At 60.3% G+C, this 22,005-nt stretch carries 22 protein-coding genes; 11 read left to right on the forward strand and 11 right to left on the reverse strand.

Going from position 1 to position 22,005, the window contains the following annotated elements:
• Window positions 1-6 precede the first annotated feature (6 nt).
• The 3 genes from ASD03_RS23005 to ASD03_RS23015 are packed head-to-tail and all read left to right on the forward strand — an operon-like array spanning window position 7 to window position 2,857.
• Window positions 7-432 carry a VOC family protein gene (locus ASD03_RS23005; protein WP_057216657.1) on the forward strand — a complete coding sequence of 142 codons (426 nt, stop codon included), beginning with the start codon at window positions 7-9 and terminating at the stop codon, window positions 430-432.
• Complete coding sequence (locus ASD03_RS23010; protein WP_057216660.1) at window positions 429-1,367, forward strand: nucleoside hydrolase; 939 nt, start codon at window positions 429-431, stop codon at window positions 1,365-1,367. Before ASD03_RS23005 ends, ASD03_RS23010 begins: the two co-directional genes overlap by 4 nt.
• The gene (locus tag ASD03_RS23015; protein ID WP_057216663.1) at window positions 1,364-2,857 is read left to right on the forward strand and encodes an amidohydrolase; all 1,494 of its coding nucleotides are present in this window, start codon (window positions 1,364-1,366) and stop codon (window positions 2,855-2,857) included. The genes ASD03_RS23010 and ASD03_RS23015 overlap by 4 nt, the downstream gene beginning before the upstream one ends.
• Window positions 2,858-3,238: 381 nt before the next feature.
• Here ASD03_RS23015 and ASD03_RS23025 read toward each other — a convergent pair whose 3' ends face one another.
• The 8 genes from ASD03_RS23025 to ASD03_RS23060 form a co-directional block, all read right to left on the reverse strand.
• Window positions 3,239-3,583 carry a RidA family protein gene (locus ASD03_RS23025; RefSeq protein ID WP_057216669.1) on the reverse strand — a complete coding sequence of 115 codons (345 nt, stop codon included), beginning with the start codon at window positions 3,581-3,583 and terminating at the stop codon, window positions 3,239-3,241.
• Window positions 3,580-5,097: an NAD(P)/FAD-dependent oxidoreductase gene (locus ASD03_RS23030; protein ID WP_057216672.1), complete on the reverse strand. Its 1,518-nt coding sequence runs from the start codon at window positions 5,095-5,097 to the stop codon at window positions 3,580-3,582. Before ASD03_RS23030 ends, ASD03_RS23025 begins: the two co-directional genes overlap by 4 nt.
• Window positions 5,094-5,399, reverse strand: coding sequence for a (2Fe-2S)-binding protein (locus ASD03_RS23035; protein WP_057206937.1), 306 nt, complete (start codon window positions 5,397-5,399; stop codon window positions 5,094-5,096). Before ASD03_RS23035 ends, ASD03_RS23030 begins: the two co-directional genes overlap by 4 nt.
• The gene (locus ASD03_RS23040; protein ID WP_057216676.1) at window positions 5,380-6,504 is read right to left on the reverse strand and encodes an FAD-dependent oxidoreductase; all 1,125 of its coding nucleotides are present in this window, start codon (window positions 6,502-6,504) and stop codon (window positions 5,380-5,382) included. The genes ASD03_RS23035 and ASD03_RS23040 overlap by 20 nt, the downstream gene beginning before the upstream one ends.
• A 65-nt stretch (window positions 6,505-6,569) precedes the next feature.
• Window positions 6,570-7,403, reverse strand: a complete 834-nt coding sequence (locus tag ASD03_RS23045) for a lysine/arginine/ornithine ABC transporter substrate-binding protein (RefSeq protein WP_057216680.1) — start codon at window positions 7,401-7,403, stop codon at window positions 6,570-6,572.
• 86 nt (window positions 7,404-7,489) lie between these two features.
• A complete protein-coding gene (locus ASD03_RS23050; protein ID WP_057216682.1) occupies window positions 7,490-8,281 on the reverse strand; it encodes an ATP-binding cassette domain-containing protein in 792 nt (263 codons plus the stop codon).
• Entirely contained in the window at window positions 8,274-9,011 is a 738-nt protein-coding gene (locus ASD03_RS23055; RefSeq protein ID WP_057216685.1) for an ABC transporter permease, read from the reverse strand. The genes ASD03_RS23050 and ASD03_RS23055 overlap by 8 nt, the downstream gene beginning before the upstream one ends.
• On the reverse strand, window positions 9,011-9,706 hold the full coding sequence (locus tag ASD03_RS23060) for an ABC transporter permease subunit (RefSeq protein ID WP_057216688.1): 696 nt from the start codon (window positions 9,704-9,706) through the stop codon (window positions 9,011-9,013). Before ASD03_RS23060 ends, ASD03_RS23055 begins: the two co-directional genes overlap by 1 nt.
• 259 nt (window positions 9,707-9,965) lie before the next feature.
• Between ASD03_RS23060 and ASD03_RS23065 the strand changes: the two genes are divergently transcribed.
• A complete protein-coding gene (locus ASD03_RS23065) occupies window positions 9,966-10,868 on the forward strand; it encodes a LysR substrate-binding domain-containing protein (RefSeq protein ID WP_057217193.1) in 903 nt (300 codons plus the stop codon).
• A 74-nt stretch (window positions 10,869-10,942) separates the two neighbouring features.
• Here ASD03_RS23065 and ASD03_RS23070 read toward each other — a convergent pair whose 3' ends face one another.
• The gene (locus ASD03_RS23070; protein WP_057206949.1) at window positions 10,943-11,758 is read right to left on the reverse strand and encodes a nickel-binding protein; all 816 of its coding nucleotides are present in this window, start codon (window positions 11,756-11,758) and stop codon (window positions 10,943-10,945) included.
• Between the two features lie 370 nt (window positions 11,759-12,128).
• Between ASD03_RS23070 and ASD03_RS23075 the strand changes: the two genes are divergently transcribed.
• Together ASD03_RS23075 and ASD03_RS38105 are read left to right on the forward strand one after the other, a co-directional pair.
• Complete coding sequence (locus tag ASD03_RS23075) at window positions 12,129-13,205, forward strand: LysR substrate-binding domain-containing protein (protein WP_244494696.1); 1,077 nt, start codon at window positions 12,129-12,131, stop codon at window positions 13,203-13,205.
• A gap of 102 nt (window positions 13,206-13,307) precedes the next feature.
• Window positions 13,308-13,778: a BA14K family protein gene (locus tag ASD03_RS38105; RefSeq protein ID WP_082557384.1), complete on the forward strand. Its 471-nt coding sequence runs from the start codon at window positions 13,308-13,310 to the stop codon at window positions 13,776-13,778.
• 1,106 nt (window positions 13,779-14,884) lie between these two features.
• Here the strand turns inward: ASD03_RS38105 and ASD03_RS23085 are convergent.
• Window positions 14,885-15,820, reverse strand: coding sequence for an AraC family transcriptional regulator (locus ASD03_RS23085; RefSeq protein ID WP_244494686.1), 936 nt, complete (start codon window positions 15,818-15,820; stop codon window positions 14,885-14,887).
• A 203-nt stretch (window positions 15,821-16,023) separates the two neighbouring features.
• Here ASD03_RS23085 and ASD03_RS23090 point away from each other — a divergent pair, with 203 nt between their 5' ends.
• The 4 genes from ASD03_RS23090 to ASD03_RS23105 all read left to right on the forward strand — a co-directional run bounded on the left by ASD03_RS23090 (window position 16,024) and on the right by ASD03_RS23105 (window position 20,111).
• On the forward strand, window positions 16,024-16,824 hold the full coding sequence (locus ASD03_RS23090; protein ID WP_082557385.1) for a DUF2092 domain-containing protein: 801 nt from the start codon (window positions 16,024-16,026) through the stop codon (window positions 16,822-16,824).
• Entirely contained in the window at window positions 16,821-17,147 is a 327-nt protein-coding gene (locus ASD03_RS23095) for a hypothetical protein (RefSeq protein ID WP_057206957.1), read from the forward strand. The genes ASD03_RS23090 and ASD03_RS23095 overlap by 4 nt, the downstream gene beginning before the upstream one ends.
• A 365-nt stretch (window positions 17,148-17,512) precedes the next feature.
• Complete coding sequence (locus ASD03_RS41345) at window positions 17,513-19,546, forward strand: mechanosensitive ion channel domain-containing protein (protein ID WP_057216697.1); 2,034 nt, start codon at window positions 17,513-17,515, stop codon at window positions 19,544-19,546.
• Window positions 19,547-19,658: 112 nt separating this feature from the next.
• Window positions 19,659-20,111, forward strand: coding sequence for a DUF2721 domain-containing protein (locus tag ASD03_RS23105; RefSeq protein WP_025430469.1), 453 nt, complete (start codon window positions 19,659-19,661; stop codon window positions 20,109-20,111).
• Between the two features lie 58 nt (window positions 20,112-20,169).
• Here the strand turns inward: ASD03_RS23105 and ASD03_RS23110 are convergent, their stop codons facing one another.
• Window positions 20,170-21,180, reverse strand: coding sequence for an AraC family transcriptional regulator (locus tag ASD03_RS23110; protein WP_057216700.1), 1,011 nt, complete (start codon window positions 21,178-21,180; stop codon window positions 20,170-20,172).
• A 140-nt stretch (window positions 21,181-21,320) separates the two neighbouring features.
• Between ASD03_RS23110 and ASD03_RS23115 the strand changes: the two genes are divergently transcribed.
• Window positions 21,321-21,845, forward strand: a complete 525-nt coding sequence (locus ASD03_RS23115) for a hypothetical protein (protein ID WP_063997102.1) — start codon at window positions 21,321-21,323, stop codon at window positions 21,843-21,845.
• Window positions 21,846-22,005: the final 160 nt, after the last annotated feature.

Here is a 22,005-nt window from a genome sequence, read left to right on the forward strand (position 1 = left end):
GGCACCATGACGTTCGCGCAACGCCATCCGATCCAGGATGTCTGCATCCTGGTCACCGACCTCGAGGCGTCGATCCGCTTCTATACGCAGAAGCTCGGCTTCGAACTGAAGCACCGCGCACCCGGCTTTGCCGATTTCACCGGCGCCGGCCTGACGCTGGCGCTTTGGGAGCGGTCGCATATCGAGAAACATGCCGATGTACACGTGCCCAAGGGATCGGCATCGGCGGTGCTCGTGGCGGTACGGCTCGACAGTCCCGCGGATATCGATGTCCTTTATGTGGATCTCGCAAAAGACGGCGTGACCTTCATAAATCCTCCGGCCGACTACCCGTGGAACGCCCGGTGCCTCTATTTCCACGGGCCTGACGGCGAGACCTGGGAGCTTTACGCGTGGCTCGATGGCGGCGCTCCCGGCAAGGTGACGGCATGACACGCAAGCTTATCATCCTCACCGATCCTGGTCAGGACCAGGCGGCTGCCATCCTGATGATCCTCGGCCAGCGACGGGCCTTCGACGTTCTCGGGCTGGTCGCCACGGCCGGTAACATCAACCTCGATCACACGATCGCCAACTGCCTGAAGCTGATGGAACTGGCCGGCCGGCCGGATATTCCCGTCTTCGCCGGTTGCCCGCATCCGATCATCCGTCCGCTTGTTATGGCCGAACACGTGCATGGCCCGACCGGTCTTGACGGCCCGGATTTGCCACAGCCGAAGATCGGGCCGCAGGAAAAGCACGGCGTCGATTTCATTATTGATACCGTCCGCGCCCATCCCGGCGAGATCACGATATGCTCGCTGTCGCCGGTGACCAATCTCGCCATGGCCTTGCGCAAGGCGCCCGACATTGCTGGCAAGATCCACGAGGTCATCGCGATGCTCGGCGCCTATTTCGAGGTCGGCAACATCACGCCGACGGCGGAATTCAACTGCTATGTCGATCCCGAGGCCGCTGACATCGTGCTGAGGGCCGGCATCAGGACCACGCTCCTGCCGCTCGACGTGACGCACAGGATGCGCTCGACACCGAAGCGTCTGAGCGCCATGCGGGCACTTGGAAACCGTTGCAGCGTGGCGACCGCCGAAATGCTGGAGTTTTCCGAAACCTTCGACCTCGGGAAATACGGCTGGGAAGGTGCGCCTCTGCACGGGCCATGCGTGCCGGCCTTCATGCTGGCGCCGGAGATGTTTTCGGGGCGGCAGATCAACGTCTCCGTCGAACTTAACGGCACGCTGACATCTGGCATGACGGTCGCCGACTGGTGGCAGATCACCGACCGGCCGAAGAATGTCTTCTATGTCACGGACGGCGACCCCGTCGCCTATTATGATCTTCTCCTGAATTCACTGGAAAACCTGCCATGAGTGAAATCCTGATCCGCAACGCGACAATCGTGGCGATGGATGGCAGCCACGGCGCAGCGCCATTTGCCGGCGACGTCCTGATTGAGGGCGAGACCATCAAGGCCATCGGTGACGGCCTCTCGGCCGGCTCCGGCGCGCATATCATTGAGGGACGGGGCAAGCTGGTGATGCCCGGGCTTGTGAATGCCCACACCCATTCCAGCGAGACCTTCCTTCGGGGCCGCTACGAGGGCATGCCGCTCGAAATCTGGCTGCTCTATGCCTATCCGCTGCTCATGAACGACCCGATCGGCGAGCGGTTGCTTTATCTGCGCAGCCTGCTCCTGGCCATGGAATCGCTGCGCAACGGCGTCACCAGCTTCTGCGACGATTTCTTTGATCCGCCCCGGCACGATCTCGATCGGCTTGCGACGGTCTTTCGCGCCTATGACGATGCCGGCATTCGCGCCAATGTCTCGAGTGCCGTGATGAACGTCCACACACTCGATGCTCTGCCGTTTGCGCGCGAGGTGATGCCGCCCGAGTTGCAGGCCCTTCTCGATTTTGGCCCGCCGATAACTGCCGATGGCTACATGGATTATTGCAGGTCGGCCTTCGCCAGCCTGCACGGCAAATCGGGCCGGCTGCATTTCATGATCGCCCCCTCCGCGCCGCAGCGTTGTTCGCCGGATCTCATGGCGGCGTGCATGGATCTTGCGGTCGAAAAGCACGTTCCGTTCCACACGCATATTCTCGAAACCAAGACCCAAGCCGTGACCGGCCACATGCTGCATGGTAAATCCCTGATCGCCTACATGCACGATCTCGGTCTTTTAAAACGCAACACGACGATCGCGCATTCGGTCTGGGTGAGCGACGAGGACATGCGGCTGATGGGCGAGGCCGGAGTCTCGGTCGCCCACAATGCCGTCTCGAACCTGAAGCTCGGCGCCGGCATTGCGCCGATCCGCCGCCTGCTCGATGCCGGTGTGTCGATCGGCCTTGGTACCGACGGCGTCTCTTCGAACGATACAGCGCGCATTTTCGATGTCATGCGCGTCGCCGGCCTCGTCCACAGCGCCGCCGGGCCCGACTATGAGAGGTGGGTGGCAGCGGACGAGATTCTCGCCATGGCGACCATCGGCGGCGCGAGGACGGCCTTGCTGGAACAGGTGACCGGCTCGATCGAGATCGGCAAGGCGGCAGATCTCCTGATCCTTGATCTCAGCAGCTATCCCTTCACGCCCCTCAACGATGTCGCAAAGCATCTGGTTTACTCGGAAAACGGCTCCTCGATCGAGACCGTGATGGTCGCTGGCCGGATCGTGGTGCAGGATGGGCGTCTGACCACGATCGACGAACAATCCGTCTTCAATGAGATTGCCGAACTGGTGCCGGCTTACCTTGCCGAACATGCCGACCTCGAACGCCGCAACAAGATTTTCGAGCCGGTCATGGCGGAAATCCATCGCAGGGCGACCCAGATGGATATCGGTCTCAATCGTTATTAGGGAGACACTGCTGACGTGCGCCTCAAGTCTTGAGCAGTTTGCTTGTGCCGGATGATCTCGGGGGGCATCGCCGTTGACGAGAAGTCGCGTGTGATCGGCGCGGACGGCGTTGCCAAGGAAGGGCTTCTAGCCGTCGGGCAACTGACGGGTCGGTCGTTTCCGGGAACGGCCGTACTCGATATCCGTGTTCAAGCCAGAGACATAGTGCTTACGCTTGCGCGTCGGCTTTGACAAAGCGCGAAGCGAGCGGGGTGGGGGCAGCGGATTTTGTTCTTGTTGAAACGGTTCTTTCCACCCGGCACGTGGCGATGCTTGCCATCATTGCGTCGGGTCCGCCTTATCGGTTTGACGGACCCCGGAGTGTGAAGATGGTCGGATCAATTACCGATGTGCCGTCACCACGACCTCGATCTTGGTGTCGCCGCCGAGATCAGCAACGCCGACGGTTGCGCGTACCGGAAAGGTCTCCGGTGCCAGCCATTTCTTCCAGACTGCGTCCATCTCAGGCTTGAGGTTCATGTCGGTGATGAAGATCGTTGCCGACAGCAGCTTTGTCTTGTCCGACCCGGCTTGCGCCAGATAGCTCTCGATCTTCGCAAGGATCTCCTCAGTCTGTCCCGCCATGTCGAGGCTTTCGTCGTCGCAGGTCGTGCCACCGACGAACACAATGCCATTGTGCTCGACTACGCGATGCATGATCGGGGTGGGGAGGTGGCGTTTGGTCATGGGGCATTGCCTTTCTCTGTTTGTAACGTGCTCGGTTCGTCGGGGACGCGGCCGGTCACGGCGATCACCGCATCTCGGGTTTGGGGAAGGGCCGCGAGTTCGCTAAGGCGAAGCGGCTTGACCGGCGCGCGCAGGCGATAAGTGCCGATCTCGCTTGGGCTGACGCCTCGTTCCGCCGCCATCATCTCCGTGACGGTGGAGGCGCAGAGGCGCCCCTGACAGGGCCCCATGCCGCAACGCGTGAACGTCTTGAGCTGGTTTGGGCCTGGTGGGCCAAGGGCAATTGCCTGGCGCAGCGCACCGGCGCTCACCTCTTCACAGCGGCAGACAATGGTGGCTTCATCCTGCGGTGCTCGAAATTGCTGCGCCGGTCGATAAAGCACATCGAGAAAGTCTCTGCCGCGAAGATATGTCTCGCGCTCCGCTTCCAGCCGACCGGCCCTTTCACCTACGCTGCTGGGTGTGGTCAGACCGAGGTCGCATAGGGCGGCAAGTGCAGCGATCCGTCCACTGACCGCAGCATGCTGGGCGCCGCCGATGAAGGCGCCATCGCCGGCGACAAAAATCCCCGTCGTGGTCGTGCGTCCCTGGCGATCCGTCCGCGGCTGGAAGGCGCGCTGTCGATCGTTCCATTCGATTTCGCAACCTGCCGCACTTGCAAGGTTGATGTTCGGAATGACCCCCTGGTGCAGGAGCACGCAGTCGGCGGCAATCGTTTGGTGGCGACCGCCGGCGCGAAAGGCCACGCCTTGCGCTTTGTCTGTGCCGTTGATCGACAGCTGCGAGACGTTCGAGATAATCCGTGTGCGCCTGCGGACCTTGATGAGAAGAGCCAGTCCCTTTGCGACATAGGGTGAGCGCAGGAAGTCCGGCAGATGGCGCAGCGCCGGTAGCCGCTGTCGTTTGTCGGTGGTGTCGACGAGAGCGGTTATATCTGCGCCGGCATCAAGCAGTTGCGCCGCGAGCAGATAGAGAAGCGGGCCGCAACCGGCCAGAACGGTCCTGCCCTTCGGGATGCCCGCGATGGATTTGAGTGCAATCTGCGCCGCACCCGCGGTCATGACGCCAGGCAGCGTCCAGCCCGACACCGGCATCGGCCGCTCCATGGCGCCGGTTGCAAGGATGACCGCGCGCGCCTCAATCCTGCGGGTCGTCCCGCCGATCGACAGACCCACCACGGCATTATCGCAGGGCCTGGCTCCATCGGCAGGCACAAGATCCCAGACGGTGGTCGATGGTGCATAATCCACCGCCATGTCGTCCAGGAAGGCTGCGGCGATCGAACGGCCCTTCCAGTAATCCTCGCCGAGGAACGGCTGCCGCTCTGGCGTGTTGCGGGTGATTGCGCGATAGATCTGCCCGCCGAGGCAGCGATTTTCGTCAACGACGAGCACGCCAGCCCCGGCGGTCGAGGCTTCTATCGCGGCCGAGAGACCCCCGGGGCCGGCACCGACGACCACGAGGTCATACCGCGCGGCCAACTGCTCGGCATGGGTGACGGTATGTGCGTTCATTTGCACTCTCTTTCCGTCAAAGTGCGTGCACCCTGTTGGCTGGCAACGACCATGCCTTCACGCACTTCAATCAGGCAGCTTTGCCGGTTCTGCACGCCGTCGACTGTCACCAGGCACTCGAAGCAGACGCCCATCAGGCAATAGGGCGCGCGCGGGACGCCGCCGACGGCGCTCTTGCGGAAGACGTCGACGCCGGCTGCCAGGAGCGCGAGTGCCAGCGTGTCGCCGCGCTCGGCCCAATGCGTCTCGCCGTCGAAGGTGAAGGATAGTTTGTCGGTGATTTCACGCGTTCTTAGGAGCATCGAACCTCCGCGAATGAAAGGGAGACAGGGCGCTTGAGAGTGTCCCCGCCGCGATTTGCGGGGCCACGGCGAGTGCATGATTGGCGGCAAGCGTCACGCCGGAATGGCAGATGGCGATGAAGGCACCCGGATGGGTCAAAGACTGTTCGTAGATCGGCAAGCCGTCTTGGGTCTTGACGCGAAATCCGGTCCAGCTTCTGACGACGTTGGCGTCGGCTAGCGTCGGGAAAACACGGATCGCGCGGCTTGCCAGCACGGCGGTGATGTCCTGATTGGTGGTGACGGCAGAGCTCGTGCACTCTTCGCTGTCACCGATCATCACGCCACCTTCGTCGGCCTGGCGGATGGTCGTCGATGCAAAGCTGAAAAACGGCGCGCATTTCTCGGTCACCAGAATCTGGCCTTTGCTGCGCTTGAGCGGCGCGCGAAGGCCGACCATGGGTGCGAGGCGCTCATTGTCCACACCAGCGGCAAGGATGATGCGGCGCGCGCGCACGGCACCCCATTCGCCAGTCAGGCGAAAACCTCCCTCTATCGGTTCGATGTGGTCCACACGCCGATAGGCGCGATAGTCGACGCCACGATGTTTCATGGCCGCATGAAGGGTGCGAAAGAGCCGAAGCGAGTTCACATGGCCATCTCTCGGCGAATAGATCGCACCGACGACATCCCGGCCGATCAGGGGAAGGCGTGCACGAAGGGCTTGCGGCTCGAGTATTTCATAGGGGGCGGGTTCTCCGATGGATTGCGCGGCGATGGTTTCGAGCTCAATTCGCCAGTCTCTGAGTTCTTCAGCCGACAGCGCGAAGGAAAAGCCACCGCGCTGGCTCAAGGCCACGTCGATGCCGGTATCGGCGGCAAGCGTCTGCGCGAATTCGGGCCAGAGCTCGGCCGAAGTCTTCGACCAATGCGCATAATCCGGCGCGCCCAAACCTTTGCCCTGCACCCAGATCAGCGCAAAGTTGGCGCGCGATGCTCTAAGATCCAGGTCCTCACCGTCCAGTACCATGGTTTGGGTGCCGGACCGCGCAAGGCCCCAGGCCAATGCTGCGCCGACGAGGCCGCCGCCCACGACGGCCATCTCGCATTCGTCCAGAAGTGCCATGATGTATTCTCGATATTGTCAGCGAGTTGGGTGCGGCTAAGGCCGCCGCACCCGGTTCGGGTCCGTCAGAGCCGGGGGGTGATGTCGATCTTGAACCACTTCATCGACAGCTCCTTCACGGTCCCGTCAGCAAGCGCGCCCTCGATCGCTTGGTCGAATTGCATCTTCAGTGCGGTGTCTTCCTTGCGCAACCCGACGGCGATGAAGCCGAAGATGCCACCGGAAAAGAGGGGGCCGGATATCTTCGCACCTTGCATGTCCGGCTTTGCCAGCGACTCCGTAAGAACCGTCGCGTTGGCGAGCACGGCATCGACCCGGCCGTTCACCAGGTCGAAGTTGTGCTCTTCCGTCGACTTGTATTCCTTGATGTCGGCCGCATCCTTGAAATAGCTCTCCATGAATGCCGATGCCGTCGTCGACCCCTGTACGCCCACGGCCTTGCCGTCGAGCAGTTTAGCGATTTCGTCGATATGAGCCTTGGCCTCGTCCGCCTGGCTATCCAGCGAGTAGCTCTCGCCCGTGCCCGGCATTTCGGCAAGCGGGCTGTCGGCGGCGACGGCGAACGCGTTGATGCCCGCGGCATAGGGGGTTGAAAAGGCGATCACTTCCTCACGCTTGGGCGTGATGCTCATGCCGGCCATGATCGCGTCGTATTTCCTCGCCGTCAGCGACGGGATGATGCCGTCCCAATTCTGGGCGACGATCTCGCACTTCACCTTCATGCGCTCGCAAAGCACCTTGGCGAGATCAATCTCGAAGCCGTCGAGCGTGCCGTTGGGCCCGGAAAAGTTCCACGGTGCATAGGCGCCCTCGGTTGCGATCGTCAGCACCTTGTCCTGGGCCGCGGCAGTTCCGCCAAGCGCAACAAGGAGAGTTGTCAGGATCGTATGCACTTTCATCAGTTCACCTCTTATCTGTTTTCTGGTTGGTATTTCTGTCGACGGCAGATCCGCTCGGGCATTGCCGCCGCCTTTCCTGAAATGCTCTAGCCGGCGGCTCTTTCCTCCCGTGAAATGAACTGCCGGAACCGTTCGGAACGCGGGTTGGAAAAAACCTCAGATGGCGGGCCGTCTTCTTCGATGACGCCCTGATGGATAAAGACCGTGCGGGTCGACACGTCGCGGGCAAACGCCATCTCATGTGTGACGATCAGCATGGTGCGCCCCTCCGCCGCCAGGTCGCGCATGACCTTCAGCACTTCGCCGACCAGTTCGGGGTCGAGCGCTGATGTCGGCTCGTCGAACAGCATGACGCTCGGACGCATCGCCAATGCACGGGCAATGGCCGCGCGCTGCTGCTGGCCGCCGGAGAGGTGGGCGGGATAATGGTGGCGTTTGTCGGCAATGCCGACACGCTCAAGCAGGGCCTCCGCCTCCGCCAGACATTGCTTGCGGTCCCGCTTTTGCACGTGCACCGGGGCCTCGATCAGGTTTTCGAGAATGGTCAGATGGGACCAAAGGTTGAAGGACTGGAACACCATCGCGGCCTTGGCCCGCAAACGGTTGACCTGCTGGCTGTCGTGCGGGCGTGGCGTGGCGCCTTGTCTTTGATGGAGCCGGATGGTTTCACCATGGATCGCGACCGATCCGGCGTTGGGAACTTCGAGCATGTTGATGCAGCGAAGCAGGGTCGACTTTCCCGATCCCGACGATCCGAGAATGGAGATCACGTCACCCTCGTTGGCAGTGAGCGAGATGCCGTGCAGAACTTCCAGCGGGCCGTAGCGTTTACGGATTCCCGATAGTTCGACTGCCGGTACACTTCCATGGTCAGACATGACATTCCTTCCGTGTTTCGGAGGCGCAACCCATCGCGGACGGGGTCCGTCGCTCCGGCGTCGAGACGTACTCCAGGCCAGCGAACAGCCGTGCGACGATGAAGTTGATGGTGAGATAGATGGCGCCGGCGCAGATGAAGACCTCGACGGGGCGATAGCTTGCCGAGATGAGCTTGGCGGCGATGCCGGTGATCTCCATCAGCGTGATCGTCGAGGCGAGTGCCGTCGACTTCGTCATCAGGATGATTTCGTTGCTATAGGCGGGCAGCATCTGCCGCAGGGCGAGCGGAAGCACGATGCGCCGGAACAGCGTCGTGTTCGACATTCCGCAGGCGCGCGCCGCCTCCACCTGGCCGGCAGGAACCGAGATCAGGCCACCGCGGATGATTTCCGCGCTATAGGCTGCGGTGTTGAGCGCAAGCGCGATGACGGCGCACCAATAGGCCTCCCGCAAGAACGGCCACGCGAAGCTGTGCCGAAGCATCTCGAATTGGCTGAGGCCGTAATAGATGATGTAGATCTGCACGAGGAGTGGGGTTCCGCGGAAGATGAAGATGTAGATCTGGGCCGGGCCATCGAGCCACCATCTCCCGGATACCCGCATCAGTGCGAGGCCGAAGGCAAGGATGCCGCCGGCGATGATGGACGTTGCGGCGAGCTGAAGCGCCAGTGGGATGCCTGTCAGAAGCGCCAGGAAAGTGTCCGCGAGGAAAGGAAGGTCGAGCGCCATCACACAGCTTTCCTCACACCGCGCATTGCACGCTGTTCCGCGATACGGAACCCGCGGCCGGAGACAAAGGTGATCGTCAGATAGAGCGCTGCCGCCGTCAGGTAGAAGCTGAACGGCTGGCGGGTGGATCCGGCGCCGATCTGGGCCTGACGCATCAGTTCAACCAGCCCGATCACCGAAATCAGCGCGGATTCCTTCAGCACCAGCTGCCAGACATTGCCGATACCGGGTATCGCGAAACGGGCGGCCTGTGGCAGGATGATGCGACGAAAAAGCAGGAATGGCGGCATGCCATAGGCCCGGCCTGCCTCGATCTCGCCCTTGGAAAGGGCCAGAACCGCTCCTCGCAGCACTTGCGTCTGGTAGGCGCCGGAAACGACGCCAATCGCAAGTGTTCCGGTCAGAAAGGCCGGTGCGCCCACGAAACCCTGGGCGCCGAACATCGCCGCTACCGTTGAGATGACCGAGCTCGAACCGAAATAGAAGAGGTAGATGACGAGCAGGTCGGGAATGCCGCGAAGCACGGTCGTATAGGACGCAGCGACGAAACGCAGCGCGGCGAACCGCGAGAACGTCGCCGCCGCGCCGAGGCACCCCAGGATGCCGCCGGCAAGAAAGCCGCTGATTGCGACCGAGACCGTCATGCCGGTCGCGGCCAGCATATCGTATCCCCACCCTTCCGGGCTAAAGCCCATGAGCTGCAAGTAACCCACCAATTCAGCCTTTCGGTTCCCTGCGCATGTTTGCATGCGTCATCGTTTCGGCGCCCGATGGAGCGCCGGTTCTTGAGGTTTTCGATTGTGATGAGAAGGTGCCGCCGCCAGCCAGACCCTGTCTAAAGTCCTCAGCCAGCCAATGGAGTGCCCTCGCTTGACAACGAAATTTGCATGGGGGATCCATGACGTCAAATTCGAAAAGTCGGCATGAGAATAAGCAAATGTTATGGAGGCCGATGTGAATCTCAGGCAGGTCGAGGCTTTCAGGGCCGTCATGCTCACTGGCCAGATGACGACGGCGGCAGAGCTCATGTCGATCACTCAACCGGCTGTCAGCCGGTTGATCCGCGATCTTGAATACATAACGAAGCTTCGGCTCTTTGATCGCCGCGGCAATCAGATCAATCCCACTCAGGAAGCCGTCACGCTGTGGAAGGAAGTCGAACGGGCCTTCGTCGGGCTGAACCGGATCGCGGCCGTCGCCGAAGAGATAGCAAGGCAGTCGGCCGGGACCCTGCGCATTGCGGCGATGCCGGCGCTTGGCAATGGTTTCCTGCCGCGGTTCCTCGCGCGCTTCCTGCGCGACAAGCCGAGCCTTCACGCCTCGCTAAGCGGCCTTCCATCGTCGATGGTCATCGAAGCGGTTGCTGCGGGCCAGGCCGACATAGGCTATGCCGATGGCCCGCTCGATCGACCCGGCTTTACCATCGAGACCCGCCCCTTGCCCGGGGTCGTCGCCATTCCCGATGGTCATGCATTGTGTGCAAGGCAAGTGATCTGTCCGGACGATCTCAAGGGACAGCGAATGATCAGCCTTGAGCCCGGTACGATTTTCGCCATGCGTGTGGAAGTGGCACTTGCCGGAATTCCCAAGCTGTCGACGCTGGAAACGAAGCTGTCCCACACCGCCCTTGCGCTAGTGGCCGAGGGTGCCGGCATCGCGATCATCGATCCGACGTCGGCCAGCGAATTCGTCGGAAGAGGCGTGACCGTTCGCCCCTTTTCGATCTTTATCGATGCCGGCTTTCTGGCCATTCGTGCTTCAGCGCAGAGTAGATCGGGCATCGTCGATCGATTCGAAAAGGAGTTTTGGGATTATCACGATCAGCAAGTAAGCCCGCTGCTTATCCGTCAGGGATGAGGCCCGGCGCCGGTCGGCGCCTCAGCTGCTTTGCGGGCCAGAAGACGCCGTTCCAGGGCTTCAAGCTATCCGCTTCACGCATTCAGCCATTCGCACTGATACGCCAGGACAGGCTTTGCAAATCCCTTCAGGTGATGGCGCATGCCATGGGTGAAGACGGCCGCGTTGTCATATTCTCGGAATATGTTTTCAGATATCAGGATCTGGTCGCTTCGCGCGGCCGCGCAAAGCCTCGCTGCCAGCTGGACCGTGGTGCCAAAAAGGTCATTGCTGTCCTCGACAGGTTCGCCGCAGTCCAGCCCGATGCGAATGTGAATGGGCTCGCCATTGCCCGCGTTGTAGCGCTGAAACTCGCGTTGGATCTCCCTCGCACAATCGACTGCAAATGCCGTCGAGGGGAACGCAGCCATGATTCCGTCCCCGGTGTGCTTGACCTCGCGGCCGTCCGTTTGGCTCAGGCAACCACGAACGAGGGCGTCATGAGCTCGCACGAGTTCAGTTGCCATGCGATCGCCAAGCCGTGATGTCATTTCGGTTGATCCAACGATGTCGGTGAAAAGGATCGCCCGGTGACCGGCATCCATTTCCTTCGCGGACAGCCCCGCAGCCTCCGGGTCCTGTATTCGGCCCAGAAAAGCCTCGACAGCCGATAGCGCTACCTCCACGACTTCGCCGGCCACGAACCCGTGAGCCTCGCGGTGTACGCACTGCGCGGTTTCGGCGTCCGGTGCATCTATAAGACAGAAGGTCGTTCCTCGCCGGTGGTCGAACCAGTAGGTCAGGAACTTGACGCCATACTGATCCTGTATGCTGAGATCTTTAAGGTGCGCTTCGGCGACATCCGCAGCGGAGGCGCCCGCAAGATCGTGCCGGTCCATGAAGATAGGCATTCGCTCGCTCCCGAAGGGACCGTTGCCGTCATCAATCAGTTTACGACAGCCACGGACAATCGTCTATCTCGGCCAACGGGGCTGTCCTGCCGCCAGCCGTGGCGCAGAAAAGGGAGCCAGTCGTGGCGCAAAACATCAAGACCATCTCCGCCGATGATTTCGAGGCCGTCGCCGCCACGGTTCAACGCTACGTCGACGGTAGACGCACGCAGCACAATAGCACGTCAATCGCGTTGGAGGTGAAATCTATGCCGTTGGCGAATTGCCGGGGCAATGGCATTACGCCTCGTAGTTCGGTATCCTCATTCCCGCTATGGAGCGCCACCTAACCGTCATCCTCGCTGCCGATGTTGTCGGCTACAGCCGCCTAATGGAGGTTGATGAGGAACGGACTCACGCCGCTTTCTGCATCTGCCAGGCTGTTATCGCTGAGCTAGTCTCCAAACATCGCGGTCGGATATTCGCAGGGGCAGGCGACAGCGTGCTGGCGGAATTCGCCAGTGCGGTCGAGGCAGTGCGGGCTGCGGTCGATATTCAGAACGATCTGGCTGAGCGCTCTCTTGATCTTCCCGAGAACAACCAAATGAAGTTTCGCATCGGCATCAATCTCGGTGACGTCCTGTCCGATGGCGGCAATCTCTTCGGAGACGGTGTCAACATCGCCGTGCGTCTGGAGGGAGTGGCAGAACCAGGCGGAGTCTGCCTGTCCAGCAGTGTCTATGAACATGTCGAACGAAAGCTGCCTCTGCCATACGTGGATATTGGACCTCAAAGGCTAAAGAACATAGCCAGGCCCATACATGCTTTTCGCGTGTCCATACCACGGACATCCGAGAATGTGCTCTCGATTACCGCGATCCATACCTTCGCGACCAATTGGCTGGCACCGCGCCTCGGGGCGTTCCAGACCGCCCATCGCGATCTTGAATTGAGACTGGAAGTTATGAGCCGCGTGGTCGATTTTGCGCGCGAGCCGTTCGATGTCGGTATTCGCGCGGGTAACGGTCGCTGGCCAGGTCTGATATCCCATGAGCTAATGGCCGAGGAGTTCGCTCCATTCTGCAGCCCAGATTTCTTGGCAGGGGCTGGCAACATATCGGCACCTTCTGATCTCCTTACGCTGCCGTTGCTAAGAGATGATGACTGGTGGCGAGCTTGGTTCAAGGCGGCAGGATTTGCGGATTCCGAGCCAAAAATCTCCTCGGCGGTCTTTTTCAACACCCAGATAGTGGTCAGTCAGGCCGCGCTCGCCGGACAAGGTGTTGCACTGCTTACGCCAGCCTTCTTCGCGCCGGAGATCAAGGCCGGACGTTTGGTGCAGCTTTTCAATGTCATCGCCCGCAACGGAACCAGCCTTTGGCTTGTCTATCCGGAGGAACGGGAGAATTCCCGCAAGATTCGCGCGTTCAGGGAATGGCTCCTGGATGAAATCCAACGAGCCCGGTGACTGGAGCTTTAACGCTCGATGCTGTGCCAAACCACCCGCGTTCATCCTGCGTTCATGGCAGGTGCCGGAAAATGATCCGGTAAAGAACGATCGGATGATGTCATGAAAAGAATAGGTGCGGTGTTCGTCGCAGTTGCCACGGCCCTAACGACGGTACCGGCACAGGCTCTGCCTGTATCTCCTGTGTCAGTAGCGCAGCCGAACTCCCAAGCTGTGGAACTGATCCACCACAAGCCAGGTCACTATGGTGGCCCGCCGCATTCGCGCGGGTACAACGGGTACCGTTACAATTCGGGCCCCCGATACGGCTACTATAACGGCTATAACGGCTACCGTTACCGGCGGGACGGGTATCGTCGGCACAGTGACGGCTGGTGGTATCCTCTTGCTGCATTTGGAGCAGGCGTCGTTATTGGTGGTGCGATCGCGTCGCCGCCGCGCCGGGCCTATTCGAACGCGCCCTCAGCCCATGTCGAATGGTGCTATGACCGCTATCGTTCATACAGCGCCTACGACAACACCTTCCAGCCGTATTATGGGCCGCGCCAGGAGTGCGTGTCGCCATACTATTGAACAGCGCTGCCGTTGGGCGGCGGTCATCGGGTCCAAACCTCAATGACCGCCGACTATACGGTAGGGCGATCGCCTTTCACCATTTGTTCCTACTCAAGCGGGCTAATCACGGAGTAGGTGGACGCCCTCCGTCCTGTGGATGTTCGCGGCTCGTTCGCGCGCTTTAGTTGTCGCTTGAAAGTGGCCCACCTATTCTGATCCAGCACTATTGGTAATGGCGACCTTTGCCTTCCGCCGGAGAGGTGGATGAATCCGACAACAATTCGCGGCAATGCCTCACTCATATCGAGAAGGCGAAAGCCGATGCGGATGACCGCTGAGCCGTCGCACAGCATAAGCGCTTTACGACGAAAAGACTGGGCTTCCCGCGTAGTGCCCCAGCGCGGTATACTCCCCGGCTAGCGACAGCACGATTCCGCGGGGCTGTTTGCAAACAGAAAAGCCGGCTCCAATAGGGGCACTGCCTGATAGCGAGGCGCGGAACGGCCATCTGACCGGTCTACGGCGTGGAGCCCGGTAGGTCGCCAGCCTCATAAATTGGAGGTCGCAGGTTCGAATCCTGTCGCCGCAACCAATCTTCAGCGCCAGAAAGCCCCGATCGTAGTCAGCAGTCGGGAGACCTGAAATTGATGTGAGAGGGCGGGCAGTTGCGCCAGAAGGCGGGTCCCAGAGCGCTGCGGTATCGGGCTTGGGGGCCTTCGCTCTGGGACCACTCGCGCTCACGGCGGCGGGGCGGGCCGTTGTTCCGTGGGCGCTTTGCCTGCCCGAGTATGCACGGGGAGTGAGATTCGGCAACGCACCTACGACCTTTGCCGGTGCGACTCGGACTAAGGTCCTACAATGCAGCGCGCCTTATTAGACGCGCACAGGTCGCTGTAGCACTTTGAATTACTGCGACGGGAATCAGCTTCGGCGTTGGATCTCACCTGAAGACGCGTCGAGCCGAACTGGGCCGATCTTGCTGTCGAGCTCAAGAAGCGAGGTGTCGCCCTGCTCGTCCTCTGGGAGGAGTGTCGTGGCTCGCATCCCGAGGGATCACGCCTAAGTCCATAAAACAATCATGCAAGGAGGGAAGCCAGTATTTGCACGACTTCCATTTATCTATCTCATTGATGGTCTGGAGGAAATCGAGATGGCGCCATCCCTGTCCAACGTCTAAACGCGCGGGTGAAATGAGCGGGATCGCTGTAACCTACCCTATAGGCGATCTCGGTCATGCTGTAGCCTCCTTCGCGGATCAGCCGGATAGCCTCGCTTCGCCGAGTCTCATCAAGCAGCTCCTCGAACTCGACGCCGCAGTATTTCAGGCGCCTCTGCAGGGTGCGGGCGGACATCCGAACTCTTGCTGCCACGGCCTTCAAGCTAAGTTCACGCTCGTAGGAGAGTCTGTCGCTGAGCAGTCGCGCCACCTCCACCGTCGAGATCAGGGCCGCCGTCGCCTTTGAGGGTCCGGTTTCCTGCGTTTTGAGAGGCAGATCGAGCAACTCCCGATCAATTTCGATCATGTCGTGCTCGCACCCCAATTCGATGTTCGGACCCCAGCACTCTTCGAGTGCCTCGGCCCCTCGTGTTTTTGTCGCGGTCAGTCGAACCCTTATTCCGGACGCTTCGCCCGCCAAAAGCGGCACTTTTCGCAGAACCGCGAGACTGCCGAAGATGAACTGCCTGGGATCGAATTCGCAACGGTCCGTGAAGCGAAAGACGATTCGCGCGGTTTTGCCCTCCACCAGGAAGCGTACATCCGAACCGCGGTGGATCGAAGACACATTGTCGGACGCGAGCGCGCAAGCGTGGGCCACATCCCTCGCTGCCAGAACGGATTGTCCCCACCCGCCGAACTCACGCAGGTCGGTCGACGAGCCGATATGCGCGCCAGCGAACGGGTCCCCCGCGACGGCCGCCAGCTCATTGCCCAAGCGAAAGCACTGCGCGCGCGCAAGCCAGCCATCGGCATTCTGGAACACGTTTGGCGAAATGCCGAGGCGTTTGCAGAACTCAATCGCCGAGACATCGTGCTTCGCCAGATAGGGCGCGATGGCCAAGAACGTCCTGATCCTGATCGAAGGTGCAGTATTCAACACTCACAACGCTAAATTGGCGTGAAAAGGCAAGACGTAAGAAGCGTTACTATAGCAGTATATTATTGATTTGGAATGCTTTCGGTCGGAAGGCGTTTTGGAAGCGAGACCCGAAACGGCCGTTGGTGGACGTGCCAAGTCGGAGGAGCGATGTCTGAGGATAGCGGATGAGAAAATTGAAACTGAAATGGCCTGATGCAACCTGGCGCCCGTATACGTTGATCATAGCGGCGGCCGCCTGTGCGGCGGCGTGGTCCGCTTCGGCCCAGGACGCGATAGAACCCGAAGCTGCCAAGATTCTCGCTGCGATGAGCGACAATCTCAAATCGATGCCGTCTCTTAGCGTCACCTATGACGCAGACCAGGAAATCGTCGACCTTGAGGGACAGAAGATCCAGTACAGCGCATCGGGTACTATTGCGCTCGATCGCACCAAGGGTTTTCTGTTGACGCGCCAAGGGCCATTCGCCGATGCGGAGGTGGTGTTCGACGGCAGCACGATCTCGCTCCACAGCAAAGGCATGAACGTCTACGCGCAGCTGCAAAGTTCGGGACCAAGTGTTGAAGAGGCAGCAGATGAACTTCGCGCCGCTACTGGACTCGATGCACCGGGAGCCGACCTGCTCGCAAGCGACCCCTATACCGTCCTTACCGACGGGGTTACCAAGGGTACTCACGTGGGGTCGGCATTCATTGGCGGGGTCGAGTGCGATCACCTCGCCTTCAGAACAGATATTGTCGACTGGCAGATCTGGGTCAGCAAGGGCAACAAACCGTTGCCGCTCAAATATGTCATCACGACCAAATGGGTAACCGGAGCGCCGGAATACTCGCTCCGGCTCAGCAACTGGAAGGCAGGCGCCATCGGCGGCGCTCAGTTTAAATTCACGCCGCCAGCGAACGCCAGGAAACTCGAACAGATACATGCAGACGTCACCGGCGATATATCGCTGGAGGTGGGAGAATGAAGATGCGCAAGATGTACGGAAAGATCCTTTGCGCCACAGTCGTCGGCCTCGCCCTGCTCGTCGGCGACCATCTTGTCCCGATGCCGTTCGGCTCGTTCGTATCGGAGGCCCAGGCGGTCGTTGGGCATCCCGCGACCCCGGGCAGCGTTGCCGGTGTTGCGCGCCGCACCACCCGCCGGGTAATCCGCCGCTCCACTGTCTACGTCGCCGCGCTGCCCACGGGCTGTGTCAGGACCAGCGTCAACGGCGTTGTGATCTGGCGCTGCGGCGGGGTTTATTACCAGCCCTATGGTGGGCGCTACGTCGTCGTCTACATCGACTGATGCCAGAGCTTGTTTGCACCACTTCGATTTAAATCTTCACCCTTTTTCCCACTTCGTGCGTCGCCCGCGATGTTCCGAGCAACAGTAGCGCCGACTGGGCACGGCCAGTTGCCTGCAAAGGGTGGAATATCCTTCTGCGCCTGCAGGCCGCTCGAGCCGTGGTTCGATAAGTCCTGGAAGCCAGGTGAAGTCGGGCTGGCCGAGTGAATACAGAATATTTTCGATGGACTGATCGCAACAAAGGTGTTTTCCGGTTGGTTCCGCCTGCCAAGCTGATCCGACTGATTCTGTCGGATCAGCATCAGTTCGGGGTTATTTACCGCCGTATTTGAGAACGGTCAGCGCGGTGGCTGCGACGGGGTTACATGTTCATCATTCGCTTCCTGTTACTGAGCCTGCTCATCTGCCTGTCGGTTGTTTCCCTGTCGTACGCGCAGGCGCAGGCGCCGGCAACGAGCACAGCAGAACCGCCAAAGGTGGCCGAGCTGCTGCGTCTTCTCGAAGACGCGGACGTGAAGACATGGCTGGCGCAAAGGCAAGCAGCAGTTCCCGAAAAAGGCGCGGCCGAGGTAGCGCGGGTCATCGACGACTTAGAGGCCCGCTCGCGTACCCGCCTCAACATCCTTTTGTCTGCCGTGCCGCGTGTAGGCAGCGAACTCTACCGCGCAGCCTCCTCGGTCCGGCAAGAGGCGCACGATAGTGGATTTGCCCCCGGGATACTGATGATCGCCATCATCGCGGGCATTGGCTTTGGCACGGAATGGTTCCTTCGTCGTTCAGTGCCAGCCGTGACCTTGCCCAATCAACTCCTGTCGCAGATGCAGACGGAGTTTGCGCCACTCTTGATTTTCACGGCGACGGTTGCCTTCGTCTTTCTCATCTTTCCTTGGCCGCCGCTCATGCGTGTGGTCGTGCTTTATTCGCTCGTCGCGACGGTCGCCTACCGAAGCGTGCTGGCGCTTTGCCGGCTGGCGATGACCGTTTCCGTGCCGATGGCTAAGGCATACCCCCGTGTCCGGCTGTTCGTCGCGGTGTTAGCAGCGGCGATGGCATTCTCGGCCATATGCGAGCGGCTCGCCGTTGCCGAGGACGTCTGTTCCTTGATTACCATTGGATTTTCGGGCCTGCTTCTTCTGATCGCGATCGAAGCTATCGGCCGCAACCGCTCCAGCGATGATGCACAGCTTTTGGGCCAACGCGTGCCTCGGACAACCGGCATTGCCGGCGCCGTAACGCTCTGGCTGCTCTGGTGCGGTGGTTTCCTGGCGCTATTTTGGCTCGGCATTATGTTTGTCGTTGTGCCCCGTGTCCTGTCAATCGCTGACAAGTTGACCCACGCGTTTGCGGCTTCACGCTGGAATGACGGTGATGCGGCAGATCCGAAGACAGTGCTGCTTGTACGAGGCGCGCGAGCGATCATCATCATCATCGCAGTGGATTGGATCGCATTCGTTTGGCGTCACAATTTCCAGCCCATTACCGGTCAGCTGGCGCTCGCCAAGACAATCATAACCGGCGCCTTCAACAGCGTCGTCATCTTGCTGGTCATCGACCTCGTTTGGCAGTTGGGGAATGCTTACATTGCCCGTCAGCTCGGCCGCGTTGGCGATGGAAGAGCACTCACACCGAATGAGATCGCCCGCCAAGGCCGGCTTCGCACCTTGCTGCCTGTATTCCGCAACGCGTTGGCCGCGGGGCTTCTTAGTGTGGCCGCGCTTACGGTTCTCTCGCAGATGGGGGTTCAGATAGGCCCGCTCATCGCCGGTGCGGGCGTGGTCGGCGTGGCCATCGGGTTCGGCTCACAGACGCTCGTCAAGGACATCGTCAGCGGTGTTTTTTATCTTTTAGACGATGCGTTCCGCGTCGGGGAGTATATTGAGGCGGGAAGTTACACAGGCACAGTCGAGTCCTTCAGTTTGCGATCGGTCCGGCTGCGGCACCATCGCGGACCGATATTCACGGTGCCCTTCGGTTCGCTTGGCGCCATCAAGAACTTGAGCCGTGACTGGTCGGTTGATAAGTTCCGCATCCGTGTCCCCTTCAAAACCGATCTTGACAAGGTCCGCAAGCTCATCAAGGCAATCGGCGGGGAATTGCAGGCCGATCCGGAGCTCGGCTCGTCATTCATCGAGCCACTCAAGCTCAAGGGCGTCGAGCAAATTGGCGAGTACGGCATCGAACTCGGCGTTGGCTTCACCTGTAAGCCTGGCGATCAAACCGCGATCCGCCGCAAGGCATATACGATGCTCATGCAGGTGTTTGGCGACAACGGGATCGATTTCGCTCAGCCTGTCGTCCAGGTGAGCGGAGATGACAAAGGTTCAGCTGCTGCGGCTCACGCCACGCGGCAACTTCAAGGCACCACTGCTCCACCGGGACCGAATGGGCCAGCTTCTTAAGAGCGTTTCCGGTTTAAACGGAGCGCCGGGAAACGCTCTATCTCTTTGTTTTTGCGCATTTACCGACGGAAAACCGCTTCGCGCTTTTCCTGGAAATGCACTAAGAGGAATTATGGACACACCGCCGATCGTCAACGACCTTGCCTCTGTCATACAAACATCCCTTGCGCCGGTGTTTTTGTTGGCTGGTACCGCAGGCTTTGTCAGTATCTACACCACTCGCCTCGGGAGAGTATCGGACCGGCTGAACGAGGTCGCGGAAAGGGGTAAGCAGGGCAAATTGTTTCGCATGCAGCTCGCGTATCTGCGGCGAAGGGCACTTGCTCTGGAAGTTGCGGTCGTGCTTGGGGTAATGGCCGGCATTTGCACGGGCGGCGCAATCCTAAATCTACTTGCTGGTGCACTTGCCATCGGACTGCGCCAAGAAAATCTCTTCTGGTTTTTTGGTGGTGCCATAGTCTCGCTCATCGGATCGCTTGTCGCATTCTTGTCTGAATTGCTGATCGCCGGACGGAACTTGTTGCGGCAAATACGAATGGACCAATTTCCCATGGAGCAAGACTGACCAGGCACTTCTCATCTTGGTCGCCGTTCGCGCTGCTGAACGGCAAACGGCCGTACCTTCAACGCGAGATATTCGAGCGAAACTCCCGTGGTCCGTTGCCGGTTGCCTTTCGGAAGGCCCGGGCGAAATTGGCTGGAGACGAATACCCCAACTCCGCCGACACGCGCGTGATCGAGCCGTTCGTGTGCCACAGCAGTTCAATGGCTCGCTGAACCCTTGCGGCGCCCGCCAGCCCGCGAAAATCGGTGCCGGCCCTGTTCAGCTCCCGTTGCAGGGTCCGGACGCTGGTGTCCAATGATTGAGCGGCACCATCGATCGACACGCTGCCGGTGAGAACTTGGACCCGGACCTGCTCCATGATGACTTCGAGCAGATCCCGTGGAGCGCCGCCTCGCCGGTCTCGCGCCACATCCTCGATGGTGACCATTGGCCAGGAAGCGGGCCGCGGAGCAGCGGAAAGATGATGGCGATCCGTGACGATGCTCGTCGCGGGTGCGTTGAAAAGAACCGGACACTGGAAGACGTCTTCAATAAGGCCTGTCTGGCGCGGTCTGTCGGTGTCAAGCTCGACGCGCAGCGGTCGCCAGTCAGGGGGCAGATAAGCCTTGAAGAGGCTGAGCAGGACACCCGCGGCGGCACAGACAATACTGGCATATCCTGAGTGGCCGGCCAAAGCGAACACATAGCTGTACCGTACCTCGTCGCCAACCACTGCGACTGACATCCTATCGACCGTACTATGATAACGAAGGCCAGCAATGCTGCGCTCGATGGCCTGCCCCAAGGTGTCAGCGCCAAACACGTAGTGTCCGAAGCTGCCATAGTTGGCGACGTTCATCATCGGCGTGATCAGAATTCCGAAGTTGGCCTCACCGGCGAGGCGCGCGGCCGCTTCGACGAAGCCGATTACCGCCGCGTGCGGGATGAAGCAGTTCTCTCCCTCGGTCAGTTCGAGATCGAAGCCGATGGCACGATTGGCCTGCAGCAGCGCCTTTTGCCCCATTTCGCGCCGTATGAAGGCCGGCATGCCAGACAGGATGCGATTGGAAATGACCGGGATTTCAGCCATGTATGCAACACTCCAGAAATAAGACAACCGTGGCGCAAAATGAGTGGTTTCGTATTGCGAATACTGTTTAGTGCCGTAAAACATGTGGGTCGCACAAGTAGTGACCCACATGTCTTGCGACCTTTAGGAGGGGTACGACTATGACAACCAGAAGGAACCTACTGCTGGCAGCCACAGCTGTCGCGGCGACGACAGTGCCGTTCATGCCGCGACTGGCGCAGGCAACCGACGAAGTCGCCGACTTCCTGTTCGTTCAAACCGCAAGTGCTATGAAATTCGACAAGGCGTCGAGCAAGCTGACGCTCGAAGGTGTTGGCGGCGCCACGTTGTTTTTCTCTGACCGCCCCGAGCGCATTGCCGGGAACATGGAGACGGCCGCTTTCGTGCCGTTCTGGAGCAAGGGCAAGGACAGCTTCCTTTCCGATCCGCCGAATGCCGACCTGTCGATCCTCGAAGGGGACAAGCTCAAGCAGGTCGTCGTCGTCCTGGAGAATCCGGAGCTGAACGACAATAACTTGACCTATACGGTCAAAGTGGTCGGTGGCGAAATGCCCGAGAAGGGCTCCGAGGTCTCTGTGTTCATCGACATCATCGGCATGCCGTTGACGCCGCTCTCCTATGCGGGCGTGGCCAGGCGCGGCTACCGGCGGGCATTTCTGTACTAGCACCTGCCGGTTGCGGCTGGGTGTGATCCCGACTGCAGCCCGCTTCAGCTCTCGCGAATACCTCACCAACAGCCAATGCAACCGGACGATTGCGTCCAAGGTTCCTGAGCTGCTCCACAGCCCGCGCCGTTTCGATAACTCATCGATAATCAAGGAGTAC

Source organism: Ensifer sp. Root127, assembly GCF_001425225.1.
Classification (GTDB): domain Bacteria; phylum Pseudomonadota; class Alphaproteobacteria; order Rhizobiales; family Rhizobiaceae; genus Ensifer; species Ensifer canadensis.

What these genes read in the sequence shown, in the direction of transcription:
- ASD03_RS23005 (WP_057216657.1), top strand. Translation starts at nt 7, where the DNA reads ATGACGTTCGCGCAACGCCATCCGATCCAGGATGTCTGCATCCTGGTC.
- ASD03_RS23010 (WP_057216660.1), top strand. Translation starts at nt 429, where the DNA reads ATGACACGCAAGCTTATCATCCTCACCGATCCTGGTCAGGACCAGGCG.
- ASD03_RS23015 (WP_057216663.1), top strand. Translation starts at nt 1,364, where the DNA reads ATGAGTGAAATCCTGATCCGCAACGCGACAATCGTGGCGATGGATGGC.
- ASD03_RS23025 (WP_057216669.1), bottom strand. Translation starts at nt 3,583, where the DNA reads ATGACCAAACGCCACCTCCCCACCCCGATCATGCATCGCGTAGTCGAG.
- ASD03_RS23030 (WP_057216672.1), bottom strand. Translation starts at nt 5,097, where the DNA reads ATGAACGCACATACCGTCACCCATGCCGAGCAGTTGGCCGCGCGGTAT.
- ASD03_RS23035 (WP_057206937.1), bottom strand. Translation starts at nt 5,399, where the DNA reads ATGCTCCTAAGAACGCGTGAAATCACCGACAAACTATCCTTCACCTTC.
- ASD03_RS23040 (WP_057216676.1), bottom strand. Translation starts at nt 6,504, where the DNA reads ATGGCACTTCTGGACGAATGCGAGATGGCCGTCGTGGGCGGCGGCCTC.
- ASD03_RS23045 (WP_057216680.1), bottom strand. Translation starts at nt 7,403, where the DNA reads ATGAAAGTGCATACGATCCTGACAACTCTCCTTGTTGCGCTTGGCGGA.
- ASD03_RS23050 (WP_057216682.1), bottom strand. Translation starts at nt 8,281, where the DNA reads ATGTCTGACCATGGAAGTGTACCGGCAGTCGAACTATCGGGAATCCGT.
- ASD03_RS23055 (WP_057216685.1), bottom strand. Translation starts at nt 9,011, where the DNA reads ATGGCGCTCGACCTTCCTTTCCTCGCGGACACTTTCCTGGCGCTTCTG.
- ASD03_RS23060 (WP_057216688.1), bottom strand. Translation starts at nt 9,706, where the DNA reads ATGGGCTTTAGCCCGGAAGGGTGGGGATACGATATGCTGGCCGCGACC.
- ASD03_RS23070 (WP_057206949.1), bottom strand. Translation starts at nt 11,758, where the DNA reads ATGCCTATCTTCATGGACCGGCACGATCTTGCGGGCGCCTCCGCTGCG.
- ASD03_RS23075 (WP_244494696.1), top strand. Translation starts at nt 12,129, where the DNA reads ATGGAGGTTGATGAGGAACGGACTCACGCCGCTTTCTGCATCTGCCAG.
- ASD03_RS38105 (WP_082557384.1), top strand. Translation starts at nt 13,308, where the DNA reads ATGAAAAGAATAGGTGCGGTGTTCGTCGCAGTTGCCACGGCCCTAACG.
- ASD03_RS23090 (WP_082557385.1), top strand. Translation starts at nt 16,024, where the DNA reads ATGAGAAAATTGAAACTGAAATGGCCTGATGCAACCTGGCGCCCGTAT.
- ASD03_RS23095 (WP_057206957.1), top strand. Translation starts at nt 16,821, where the DNA reads ATGAAGATGCGCAAGATGTACGGAAAGATCCTTTGCGCCACAGTCGTC.
- ASD03_RS41345 (WP_057216697.1), top strand. Translation starts at nt 17,513, where the DNA reads ATGTTCATCATTCGCTTCCTGTTACTGAGCCTGCTCATCTGCCTGTCG.
- ASD03_RS23105 (WP_025430469.1), top strand. Translation starts at nt 19,659, where the DNA reads ATGGACACACCGCCGATCGTCAACGACCTTGCCTCTGTCATACAAACA.
- ASD03_RS23110 (WP_057216700.1), bottom strand. Translation starts at nt 21,180, where the DNA reads ATGGCTGAAATCCCGGTCATTTCCAATCGCATCCTGTCTGGCATGCCG.
- ASD03_RS23115 (WP_063997102.1), top strand. Translation starts at nt 21,321, where the DNA reads ATGACAACCAGAAGGAACCTACTGCTGGCAGCCACAGCTGTCGCGGCG.